This window comes from Kitasatospora sp. NPDC004669, assembly GCF_040609455.1.
In the GTDB taxonomy this organism is placed as follows: domain Bacteria; phylum Actinomycetota; class Actinomycetes; order Streptomycetales; family Streptomycetaceae; genus Kitasatospora.
Map to the genome: position 1 here is coordinate 1 of NZ_JBEXKB010000134.1, position 10,759 is coordinate 10,759.

Genomic DNA, 10,759 nt, shown 5'->3' on the forward strand with positions numbered 1-10,759 from the left:
AACGGGTCGAGAGCCTCAACACGGGGTGCATCGGTGACTCTTCCCCATTTTTCCTTTACCGTACCCGCCAGTGTTGTGGTATGTGGGTGGGGCCGACTTCCCACTCCTCGTGTTTTACGGGGTGGCGGTTGGGCTCGAAGTGGGTTCGGGCGGTCGGTGGTGTGGGGCGGTGAGGGGGTAGGCCCAGGCGAGGAGGGCGAGGAGGAGCGCGAAGGGGAGGAGGGTGCAGAGGGTTGCGTGGGCTTCGCTATGGCAGGGTTCAGGTGGCATCGGGGGTGCTGGTGAGGTCGAGTTCGGCCCAGACGGTCTTGGAGCTGGGGTGGCGGGGGATGGTGCCCCAGCGGTCGCAGAGGGCGTCGATGAGGGTGAGGCCGCGCCCGGACTGGGCGTTGGGGACGTGGACGGTGGGGAGGACGGGGAGCCGGTCGCCCTTGGGGTCGCTGATCTCGATGCGGAGGGTGGTGCCCCGGCGCGCGGTGGTGGTGAGGGCGAGGTGCAGCTCGAAGCCGCGCCCCGGAATGCGTCCGTGCGTGATCGCGTTCGCGGCGAGCTCGGCGACGATGAGGAGGGCGGAGTAGAAGGGCTCGGTGTGCGTGGAGTTCAGCCCCCAGAAGGTGAGTTGACGTCTGGCGATGCGTCGGCAGGTGGCCGCGCCCTTGGGCGTGCCGGCGAGGGTGGTGGTGTGACTGCGGGGGCTGTCGAGGGGGATTTCGGTCGTCATGGGAAGAAGCGTGGCGGCCTGGACGTACGCTGACCATGAGTCTGGCGAGCACAGAGGGTGCTTGTACGGGTGCGGGCAGCTTTTTAGTAGACCGGGTGGGATGGTCGCGATGGGTGCAGCACGGGACAACGGAGCGGGCGACGAGATCCGCGAGGACCTGCCGGAAGACTTGGGTGAGGTCTCGGATTTCTTCCGCGCGATCGGCAAGCAGATCAAGCTGTTCCGAGAGAGGGCGGGGCTTACGCAGAAGGAACTGGCGAGGTTGGCCGGATACAGCGAGCAGCTGATCGGCGCGGTCGAGCGGGGAGTGCGCACTCCACAGCCGGAGTTGTTGGTCGCGTCGGACAAGATCCTCGACGCCGGCGGTGCGTTGGCGATCGCGAAGGATGACGTGATAAGTGCGCGGGCCAAGGCGCGAGTTCGGCATCCGGCCTGGTTCAGGGGCTATGCGGGCTTGGAGCCGGTGGCCATTGAGATCCACGAATACAGCACACTGCTCATTCCTGGACTGCTGCAGACTGAGACGCACGCCCGTGCCCTCTTCGGAATGCGTCAGCCTCTGCTCGCTGAGGAGGTGATCGAGGAACGAGTGACCGCTCGACTGGCACGGCAGGAGATCCTGACTCGATGGCCTCGGGCGATCTTCAGCTGGGTCATCGAGGAGAGCGTCCTCCAGCGTCCCTTGGGCGGATGGGATGTCCACGAAGAACAGCTACGGCATCTTCTGACGGTGGGAAGGATGCGCGGCATGGCGATTCACATCATGCCTACCGGCAGCGCTGATCATCCTGCGCTGGGCGGGCCCTTCACGCTGATCACTCCCAAGGGGCGCCCGCAGAACGGATACATCGAGGCGCAGCAAAGTAGCCGATTGATCACGGATCAGGAAGAAGTCCGTATCATGAACGCACGATACGGCGCTCTCAGAGGGCAATCGCTCGACGTGAGGGAGTCCATGTCCTTGATCGAGAAGGTGCTGGGAGAACGATGAACGCGAATCTGGCGTGGATCAAGAGCAGCTACAGCAGCAACGAGGGTGGTCAGTGCGTCGAGGTCGCCGAGACCCCCGGTGTTGTCCACGTGCGTGACTCGAAGGACAAGAGTGGCCCGCAGCTGGCTTTCGATCCGGCCGCCTGGGAAGCGTTCGTGTCGTTCGCCGCAACGGCCGAGGTCTGACCGGATCTCCCCTACTCTTCCTCCATGCTCTCCGTGGTGGTGGCCCCCTGGGCCGGCAATGCCGAACCGGTGTTCACGCATGCGCCGGACGAACTGCACGACGCTGCAAGCACGATGAAGATCGCGGTGCTCGCCGCGCTGACCCGCAGTGGGGCGAACCTCGATGCGGAGGTTCCGGTGACGAACCACCATAGGTCGGTCGTCGGCGGAGAGTTCGGCAACAACCCTGACTGGGACAGCGATCCGCTGCCCTGGGAACTGCTGGGCACCCATGTCCCACTCCGCCTGCTCGCCGAGCGGATGATCACCCACTCCTCGAACCTGGCCACCAACCTCTGCCTCGCCCGCACCGACCAGCGAGCCGTGGCCGAGGTCTGGCGCCAAGCCGGGGCGACGCGTAGCGCCAGCCCGCGCGGGATCGAGGACTACGCGGCGCGCGACGCGGGCGTGCACAACCGGGTGAGCGCCCGCGATCTCGTAAGACTCCTCCACTCGCTGGCGGACGAACCGGAGCTCCTCGCGCTGCTGGGGCGCAACGACTTCCGGGTGGACCTCGCCGCCGGGCTGCCGCCGGGCACCCGGATCGCGTTCAAGAACGGCTGGGTCCCCGGCGCGCGGCACTGCGTTGGCCTGGTCCACCCGTACGACTGCCCGCCGTACCTGATCGCGGTCTGCTACACCGGCCCGCTCGCCTCCGGCGCGGACCGCGACGATCCGGCGGCCCGGCTGCTGGCCCGCGTCTCGGCAAGAGTGTGGAAACGCCGTAAGGAGATCAGTCCTCGCTGATCGCGGGCATCGCGGCGCCGTCCGGGTTCCAGACGGCCAGGAAGTCCGGCTGCCGGGCGAGGTCGACGAGTTCGACCTGCGCGCCGATGCTGTCCAGCCGGTGGTAGACGAAGGGCCGGCCGTACGGGCACCCCGAGAAGGCTTCCGGGAACCCGGCCGCGTCGAGCCGGGCCGTGCCCGCCGTGACGTCGGTGGACCAGAAACCGAGGTGGTGGAAGCGGGCCGCGGAAGTGTCACCCCAGGGCCCGCCGGACGGCGCCTCGATCAGCTCGATGTAGGGGGCGTCCCCGGCGGTGAAGACGATCCGATAGCCCCACTCGCCGATCCGCCCGGCCACCGGCTCGCGCCATTCCACCCCTGCCGCGGCGGTGAGGTCGGCCATGGCGGCCGAGAGGTCCGGGACGGTGAAGCAGGCGTGGTAGAAGGCGGTCGTGATCGCGAGCCTGCAACGCCGTCCCGCGCGGGCACAACCCCGCGCGGGACCGGACTGCGCCTCAGTACGGCTTGACCAGGACGTGGGCCGCGCCCGGGATGCCGACCTTCAACAGCTCGTCCTCCTCCGGCGTCGTGGGCGTTCCCGTCTCCTGCTTGAGGATCGCCCGGGACATCGTCTGCACCCACATGGCGCGCGGGCGACGCCTGGCCTCCCAGGCGGTGAGCGCGGCCGGGACGTCGTCCGCCGCGTCCAGGCTCCGGGCCAGCACGAGGGCGTCCTCGACGGCCATCGCGGCGCCCTGGGCGAGGTGCGGGGTGGAGGCGTGGGCGGCGTCGCCGGCCAGGGCGATCCGGCCGACGTGCCAGGGCTCCTCGACGGTGACCTGGGAGATCCGGGAGTAGACCACCGCGGCCGGGTCGGTGACCCGGGCGAGGGCGTCGGCGATCGGGCCGCCGAAGCCGGCCAGCCGCTCGCGGAGCTGCTCGTGGGCGCGCTCCGGGTCCGGGCGGAAGTCCTCGGCCTCGGCGAACACCGAGCCCAGGTACATGAGTTCCGCGCTGATCGGGGTGAGCAGTGCCTTGGCCTTGAGGTTGCCGGCGGACATCACCACGCCCTGGATCTCGGGGGAACGCGGCAGCGTGACGCGCCAGTTGGCGAAGCCGGTGTACTCGGGGGCGTACGTCTCGCCGTACAGGTGCCTGCGCAGCGGCGAGCCGATCCCGTCGAAGCCGACGACCAGGTCGTAGCGGCCGCCGTGGCCGTCGGTGAGGGTGACATCGACCCCCTCGCCGTCGTCCTTCACCGACGCGATGGTCGTCCCGAAGCGGACGGTGGCGCCCGCCGAGGCCGCGGCGGCGGCGAGCACCCGGGCCAGGGCGGGGCGCGGGATGCCGTTGTTGGAGGGGGCGTCGCCCATCCGGGGCTGGGGGATCCGGGCCAGGGTGGTGCCGGCCGGGTCGCAGATGGTCAGCACCTCCCACTCGAAGCCGACGGCCAGGCACTCGTCCAGCACGCCGATCTCGCGCATCACGTGCAGGGCGTTGGAGGGCTGGATGATGCCGACGCCGAGTGCCTCCAACTCGTCGCGCAGCTCGGCGACCTCGACGCGGTGGCCGCGGCGGGCGAGGGCGGTGGCGAGGGTGAGGCCGCCGATGCCGCCGCCGTGGACGAGGACGCGCAGGGGTGTGGTCATGGGTAACTCCCGTACGAGGAGGGGATTCAGCCGACGGGAGCGACGGCGGCGAGGTCCATCAGGTGGTCGACCAGGGCGAGCAGCAGGTCGCGGCCGAAGGCGCGCTCACGGACGTCGCCGATCAGCATCGGGACCTGCGGGTCGAGGTCGAGCGCGGCCCGGATCTCCTCCGGGGTGCGGGTGTTGTGGTTGTGGAAGCAGTTGATCGCGACCACGAACGGGATGCCGCGGCTCTCGAAGAAGTCGATGGACGCGAAGCTGGTCTCCAGCCGCCGGGTGTCGGCGATGACGACCCCGCCGAGGGCGCCGTTGACCAGGTCGTTCCACATGAACCAGAACCGCTCCTGCCCGGGCGTGCCGAACAGGTAGACCACCAGCTCGCGGCTGACGGTGATCCGGCCGAAGTCCAGGGCGACGGTGGTGGTGTCCTTCTGGTCGATGCCTTCCAGGTCGTCCACGCCGACGCTGGCCGTGGTCAGGTACTCCTCGGTGCGCAGCGGGGTGACCTCGCTGACCGAGCCGACCAAGGTGGTCTTGCCGACGCCGAAGCCGCCCGCGATGAGGATCTTGACGGCGGCCGGGGCGGCGGCGCTCCCGTCAACGGCACTGCTGGAGTGGGGTGTTGCCATGGTTCAGATTCTCCGGAGTCCTTCGCGTACGGCCGTGAGCAGGCCGAGGTCCACGCCCCCGGCGGCGCGGGCCACCGAGAGCGGCGCCCGGGCCTTCAGCAGGCCCTGGGCGACCAGGTCGCCCAGCAGGATCTTGGTGACCGAGACCGGGAGGTCCAGGCCGGCCGCCACCTCGGCGACGGCTGCCGGGCGCCGGCAGCGGTCGAGGATCAGCCGGTGCTCGGGCTGGAGGCCGCGGGCACCGGCGCGGCTGCCCCGCGCCAGGGCCGCGTCGGCCTCCTCGTCGACCGTGGTGATCACCGTGATCAGGGTGAGGTCGTCGCGCTCGGGCGCGGTCCGGCCGCGGGTGATGGTGTACGGGCGCACCATGACGCCCGTCTCGTCCTCCGCCTCCGGCTCCTCCAACTCGCTCCAGTGCGGCACCCGGTCGCGCGCCCAGCCGTCGCCCGGTTCGCTGTACGGGCCCACGCGGCGTCAGCCCCGGTTCCGGCTGGCGAAGACGTCGAAGGAGGCGGGCGCGGCCTCGGCCCGGGCGGGGGTGGTGAGCTTCTGGCCGACCTGCTGCACCAGGGTGTGCATCGCGACGGACATCACCTCGGCGTCCACCTCCTGGGAGGCGACCACGGCCAGGTGGGTGCCCTGCGCGGCGGCGATGATGAACAGCCAGCACTCGGCGAGCTCGACGATCACCTGGTGCACCGGCCCGCCGTCGAAGAGCTGGCCGACGCCCCGGGCGAGCGACTGCTGGCCGGTGGCGACGGCGGCCAGCCGCTCGGCGTCGGCCCGCTCGATGGTGCGGGAGTGGCTGACCACGAGGCCGTCGTCGGAGAGCAGGACGGCGTTGCGGGTCCCGGGCACCGAGTCGACGAGTCCGTCCAGCAGCCAGTCCAGGTCCTGGTGGGTGGCGATCGTGCGGTTCATGGCTGGTTATCCGTTCGTGTGGTTCGGGGTTCCGCGGCCGGGAGGGCCCAGGGGGACGGGGTGGACGCGGAGGCTGGGGGACCGGCGGGCGTGCTGGGGGGAGCCGGCGGGGTGGCGGTGGCCCGGGGCAGCGGGTGTTCACCGCGGTCCTGGGCGCGGGCGGCGCGGGACTGGCGCTGGAAGGCGCCGATGGTGGCGCCGGAGCGCCGTACCGGGCGCTCGGGGCGGCCGGGCTGGTCGGGCTGGTGGAACGGGCCGTCGGCGGGCTGGGGCTGCCCGGCGGCCGGCTCGATCCACTCCTGGCGGGCCGTCGGCGGCACTCGCAGCTCGGCGGCCAGGCTGGCCTGGCGGACCCGCTGCGGCAGCGGCGGCTGCCCGCCCTCGACCGGGCTCACCGGCACGGCGGAGGGGTACTCGCGGCGCCGGCGCCGCTCGGCCAGCCGGTAGTGGTCGGCCGGGCGGTACTGCTCGTCGGCGTACGGGGCCTCGGCCTCGGTGATCCGGGCGTAGGCGATGTCCGGGTAGACGGGGAGGTCCTGGACGGCCTGGGCCTCGTACGCCGGGGGCGGGTCGGCGGGGGAGCTGTGCTCGATCGGCTGCTCGTGCGGCTGCTTCTGGAACGTCTGCCCCTGCACCGCCGGCTCCTGCACCGCCGGCTCCTGGAACGCCGGTGCGACGCGTTCGGCGGGCGCGAAGGGCTCCCTGGGCCCGAAGGAGTCCACCGGTGCCACCGGCGGCCCCATCGGCAGGGCGGGCTGCGGCGCCTCGTCGGAGGCGGAGCGCACCGCCCGGCGGGACCGCCGGACCAGAGGGATCGGCTCGACGGGCGCGGCGTCCGGCAGCCCGGCGTCGCCGTCGATGACCAGCTCGTCCGGGACGAGCACGACCACCCGGGTACCGCCGAAGGCCGACGGCCGGAACTCGATCTTCAGTCCGGTCAGCGCGGCGAGGCGCGCGACCACGTGGAAGCCGAGCCGGATGTCGTCGGCGCGGGCCAGCACGTCGGTGCGCGGCGGGCGGCTCATCAGCTCGTTGGCCGCGTCGTACTGCGCCGGGTCCATGCCGAGGCCGCGGTCCTCGATCTCGACCGCGAGCCCGCGCCCGACCATGGCGGCCCGGACCTCGACCGGGGTGGGCGGCTTGGAGAAGGTGGTGGCGTTCTCCATCAGCTCGGCCAGCACGTGCGCGACCGGCCCGACGGCCCGCTCGGAGAGCCACGGGTGGCCCTCGACGTCGACCATGATCCGGCGGTAGTCCTGCACCTCGCCCTGGGCGGAGCGCAGCACGTCCAGCAGCGGGACGGGCTTGCGCCAGCGCCGTTGCGGCTGGCCACCGGCCATGATGACGAGGTTCTCCTCGTAGCGGCGCAGGCGGGCGGTGAGGTGGTCGAGGTCGAACAGGCCCTCCAGGACCTCCGGGTCCTCGTGCTTGCGCTCCAGCTCGTCGAGCTTGCGCAGCTGGCGTCCGATCAGCAGCTGGGTGCGGCGGGCGATGCGCTGGAGCAGCCGCTCGAAGCCGCGGTGCTGCTCGGCCTGCCGGACGGCGGCCTCCAGGGCGGCGGAGCGGGCCAGGTTGAGTGCCTGTCCGAGCCGGGCGAGTTCGTCGGTGCCGTTACCGTGCGCCCCGGTGGTGACGGCGCGGCTCTCGGCCTCGACGTCGACCTGCTCGCCGCGGCCGAGGCGCTCGACCACCTCGGGCAGCGTGCGCTCCATCTCCTCGGCCTGGGTGTGCACCTCCTTGATCCGGCGGCGCAGCGAGCGGCTGAGCCGCCAGGCGGCGACGACGACGGCGACCACGGCGATCAGGCCGATGACGGCGGTCAGCACGACCTTGGTGAGCAGGTGGAGGATGGTGCCCTTGCCGACCTCGACGATCGCGCTGGTACGGGCCTCGATGGCCTTGACCAGCAGCGGGTTGAGCTGGTCGACGCTCTGGCGCCACTGGTCCTGGGCGGGCGGCAGTTTGACGGTGCCGTTGGAGTCGGCGGCGGTGGGCTTGGTGAGCTGCTGCTCGACGGCGGCCTTGGCCTGCCAGGCCGGACTGTTCATCAGGTCGTGCCAGGCGCCGGCCTCGCCGCCCGGGACGTACGGGAGGACCTGGACGGTGAACAGGTGGTCCTGGGCGCCGATCAGCTGCTGGACCTGCTGGTAGTCGACGGTGCTGAGCCGCCCGCCCGGCCAGCCGCGGGCCAGGATCGCGTCCTCGCGGGCCAGCATCTCCTTTGCCCAGAAGGAGTTGACCAGGGTCTTGGACACCCAGGTGACCTCGCCCGCGTCGACGTGGCTGAGCGCGGTGAACAGCCGCAGGTCGACGGCGATCAGGTCGGTGTAGTAGGTGAAGACCGTCTGCTGGTCGATCGAGCCCTTGTCCACGGCGGCGCGCTGCTCGGCCAGTTTGCCCATGGCCTGCCGGGCCTCGGCGACGGCGGTGCGGACGTCGTCGGGGGCGTTGTCGGCGGTCTCGCCGGACAGCGCCTGGAACTGGCGTACCGCGTCGTCGGTCAACTGCCGTTGGCGGCGCAGCTGGTCGGTGTTGGAGCCGGGCCGCGCGAGTGCCTCGGCGCTGAGCCGGCGCTCTTCCTGGAGGTTGTAGTAGACGATGTTGGACGGCTGGCCGGCCTTCTGGGCCAGCATCCCCTGGGCCGCCTGGCGCTGGAAGTCGAAGACCGTCTCACCGCTGGTCACCGCCCAGAGGGCGACCAGGGCCAGGCTGGGGACGACGGCCAGGACGAGCAGCGCCGTCCGCAGGGACAGGCGTGGACGCCTGCGGGGGGTCTTCGGCGTCGGGGGCCGCCGATTCGCACGCGCGCGCAGAGCAGACTCCTTGGGGCTGGCGGCCAGCTGAGGGGCGGGCCGTCCGGGCACGGGCTTTTTTTGACGAGGCGATATTAGCCATATCGTGTGATTGGAGTGAAAGCCTGTTCGCCGCCTGAGCGGTGCTTGTGCACCAACCGGACACAATGTCACCCGCAGGTTGACTGTTTGTGCCCGAAGCAGCCAGGCCCGGTGCCGCTCGACACAGTGTCAACGCTGCTTGCAGACGGCAAATGGCCGCTGTGTGAAAACTGTGTGACGCCCCTTCCGGAGCTTGCCGGGCCGCCGTCGCCGGAGCTGAGCGGCCGAGAGCCGGGGATCCCGCCGTTCCCGGTCCGGGTCCGCAGCCGTGCCGGGCCCGGGCTGAGGAGGGCTTCTGGGGCCTCGTCCGGGTGGGACTGACCGGCAGCCTGGACGACGCCGACTCGGTCGCCGAGATCTGCGAGCGCTTCCGGCTCGGCGGCACGAAGTCCGCCTACTACCAGGGCCTGCTGCGCGAGCGGGTGACGGCGAAGACCAAGCGCCGTAAGGTGCGGAACTGGTGAATCAACCCGCCCCCTCAAGGCCGTTGACGAACAGCGCCATCCCGTCCGTCGCCGCCATCCATGACGAGGAGTCACCATGGCCGCCCTGCTCATCCTGAACTACGACGTGACCGACCCCCAGCGCCTGGACGCCTACCGCCAGGCCGCCGCCCCCGTCCTGCTCGGCCCGGGGGAGCTGGTCGCCAGCACCGACCAGACGGTTCACCTGGGCGAGGGTGGCCGCCCGCCCGGCGGCACCCACACCGTCGTCCTGCGCTTCGCCGACGCGGAACAGGCGCGCGCCGTCTACGAGTCCGAGGGCTACAAGGAACTCCTGGAGGAGCGCCTCGCGGCCACCGTCCCGTTCACCGCGATGATCGTGCCCGCCCTCTGAGGTGAGGCCGGGCGGGGGCGCCGCACGCGCTCGGGCCGAACGTACGGCACCGGCCCGCCGCTGGGTCGCGGCGGGCCGGTGCGAGGGGTGAGCGTCCGCTACTTCTGGTACGCGGTCCACTGCTGGTTCTGGGCGGCGAGCGCGTACTCGGTGGTGACGGTCCGGTCCGGCCCGTTGGCCTGGAGGACGAACTCGGGGGACTTCGCGCTCTCGATGACGGTGGTGTCCGAGGTCAGGTCGAGGAACCACCGTTGGGCGAGGTCGTTCTGGCTGCAGGGCTTCTGGGTGACGTTCTTCCCGGGGCCGTTGGTCGCGATGCACTTCCCGTAGTGGGTGCCCTTGATGGTGACGCTGCCGTCGTCGAGCGGGGTGACCGTCCAGTTCTGGTAACCGAGGCTCGGGTCGCGGGTCAGGACGTCGCTCCCGAGGTACTCGTCGAGGTTGGTGTCGTCACTCTGGACCTGGAAGGAGAGGGTGACCGGGACGGCGGCCGTGGCCGTGTCGCAGTTGAGGACGGCGATACCGGTGAAGGAGACGGCCGCCGCGAGCGTCGCGACGGCCTTCTGGGTGATGCGCACGGCTTCTCCTGGATTCGAGGTAGTCGCGGGTCCGCTGGGCCTGCGCTCAGGCCTGACTCGCTCAGCCGCGAAGGTAGGGCGGAGCGCGCTGGTGCGGTCGGCGGCGCGGTACGGGTTACCCCGGGTGGTTACGGGGTTTCACTTGGACGGCGCAGGTCGGACTTCAGCGGTGGCGGCGGACGTCACGCACGCGGACACCGCGCGGCGCCGGGGCGAGCCGACGACCGAGCTGGAGGAGCTGTTCCGGGAGGCGCTGGAGGAGCTCGGCGTGCCGCGACCGGGCAGCCGCCTGGCCGAGCGCCGCCTGCTGCGGCACCTGGCGGCCGGGGTGGTCGCGGGTGAGCTGAGGCCCGGGAAGGCGGTCGGCAAGGTCTGGCACGACATGGGGGAGACCGCCACCGAGGTGGAGTGGCAGTTCGCCGAGACGGTGCTCCGGATGTGCTGCTCCACCTGCCTGGAGGAGACGGAGGCCGAGGCCGTACACGCCTGGGAGCAGGAGGCGTCGGGGGGGGGGCGCCGGCGCGGGGGCGCGCGCCGCCGCCCCCCCCCCCCCGGCGGGCGGGGGCGGGGGGGGGGGGGGCGCGGCCGG

At 71.6% G+C, this 10,759-nt stretch carries 14 protein-coding genes; 6 read left to right on the forward strand and 8 right to left on the reverse strand.

The window, feature by feature from the left end; genetic code table 11:
* Positions 1–259 precede the first annotated feature (259 nt).
* Positions 260–721: an ATP-binding protein gene (locus tag ABZW30_RS45020; RefSeq protein WP_355677135.1), complete on the reverse strand. Its 462-nt coding sequence runs from the start codon at positions 719–721 to the stop codon at positions 260–262.
* Positions 722–821: 100 nt separating this feature from the next.
* On the opposite strand from ABZW30_RS45020, the gene ABZW30_RS45025 reads away from it, so the two are divergent.
* From ABZW30_RS45025 to ABZW30_RS45035, 3 genes are read left to right on the forward strand one after another with little or no spacing between them, the layout of a single operon-like run.
* A complete protein-coding gene (locus ABZW30_RS45025) occupies positions 822–1,712 on the forward strand; it encodes a helix-turn-helix transcriptional regulator (RefSeq protein ID WP_355677136.1) in 891 nt (296 codons plus the stop codon).
* Entirely contained in the window at positions 1,709–1,897 is a 189-nt protein-coding gene (locus ABZW30_RS45030) for a DUF397 domain-containing protein (RefSeq protein ID WP_355677137.1), read from the forward strand. Before ABZW30_RS45025 ends, ABZW30_RS45030 begins: the two co-directional genes overlap by 4 nt.
* 24 nt (positions 1,898–1,921) lie before the next feature.
* The gene (locus ABZW30_RS45035) at positions 1,922–2,683 is read left to right on the forward strand and encodes a serine hydrolase (RefSeq protein WP_355677138.1); all 762 of its coding nucleotides are present in this window, start codon (positions 1,922–1,924) and stop codon (positions 2,681–2,683) included.
* On the opposite strand, the gene ABZW30_RS45040 is transcribed toward ABZW30_RS45035, so the two are convergent.
* The 6 genes from ABZW30_RS45040 to ABZW30_RS45065 all read right to left on the reverse strand — a co-directional run bounded on the left by ABZW30_RS45040 (position 2,670) and on the right by ABZW30_RS45065 (position 8,725).
* Positions 2,670–3,119, reverse strand: coding sequence for a VOC family protein (locus ABZW30_RS45040; RefSeq protein WP_355677147.1), 450 nt, complete (start codon positions 3,117–3,119; stop codon positions 2,670–2,672). The two genes, ABZW30_RS45035 and ABZW30_RS45040, sit on opposite strands and share 14 nt — an antisense overlap.
* Before the next feature lie 58 nt (positions 3,120–3,177).
* Positions 3,178–4,311 carry an FAD-dependent monooxygenase gene (locus tag ABZW30_RS45045; RefSeq protein WP_355677139.1) on the reverse strand — a complete coding sequence of 378 codons (1,134 nt, stop codon included), beginning with the start codon at positions 4,309–4,311 and terminating at the stop codon, positions 3,178–3,180.
* A 26-nt stretch (positions 4,312–4,337) separates the two neighbouring features.
* Complete coding sequence (locus tag ABZW30_RS45050; protein WP_355677140.1) at positions 4,338–4,940, reverse strand: ATP/GTP-binding protein; 603 nt, start codon at positions 4,938–4,940, stop codon at positions 4,338–4,340.
* A gap of 3 nt (positions 4,941–4,943) precedes the next feature.
* A complete protein-coding gene (locus ABZW30_RS45055) occupies positions 4,944–5,309 on the reverse strand; it encodes a DUF742 domain-containing protein (RefSeq protein WP_355677148.1) in 366 nt (121 codons plus the stop codon).
* Positions 5,310–5,414: 105 nt separating this feature from the next.
* Positions 5,415–5,861: a roadblock/LC7 domain-containing protein gene (locus tag ABZW30_RS45060; RefSeq protein ID WP_355677141.1), complete on the reverse strand. Its 447-nt coding sequence runs from the start codon at positions 5,859–5,861 to the stop codon at positions 5,415–5,417.
* Positions 5,858–8,725 (reverse strand): nitrate- and nitrite sensing domain-containing protein, encoded by a 2,868-nt coding sequence (locus tag ABZW30_RS45065; protein WP_355677142.1) that lies wholly within the window; start codon positions 8,723–8,725, stop codon positions 5,858–5,860. The genes ABZW30_RS45060 and ABZW30_RS45065 overlap by 4 nt, the downstream gene beginning before the upstream one ends.
* Positions 8,726–9,066: 341 nt before the next feature.
* Here ABZW30_RS45065 and ABZW30_RS45070 point away from each other — a divergent pair, with 341 nt between their 5' ends.
* Complete coding sequence (locus ABZW30_RS45070) at positions 9,067–9,219, forward strand: hypothetical protein (RefSeq protein WP_355677143.1); 153 nt, start codon at positions 9,067–9,069, stop codon at positions 9,217–9,219.
* Positions 9,220–9,295: 76 nt separating this feature from the next.
* Complete coding sequence (locus tag ABZW30_RS45075; RefSeq protein ID WP_355677144.1) at positions 9,296–9,592, forward strand: DUF1330 domain-containing protein; 297 nt, start codon at positions 9,296–9,298, stop codon at positions 9,590–9,592.
* Between the two features lie 98 nt (positions 9,593–9,690).
* Here ABZW30_RS45075 and ABZW30_RS45080 read toward each other — a convergent pair whose 3' ends face one another.
* Positions 9,691–10,170, reverse strand: a complete 480-nt coding sequence (locus ABZW30_RS45080; protein ID WP_355677145.1) for an RICIN domain-containing protein — start codon at positions 10,168–10,170, stop codon at positions 9,691–9,693.
* A gap of 169 nt (positions 10,171–10,339) precedes the next feature.
* Between ABZW30_RS45080 and ABZW30_RS45085 the strand changes: the two genes are divergently transcribed.
* A partial coding sequence (locus ABZW30_RS45085) for a hypothetical protein (protein WP_355677146.1) occupies positions 10,340–10,759 on the forward strand: 420 nt, incomplete at its 3' end.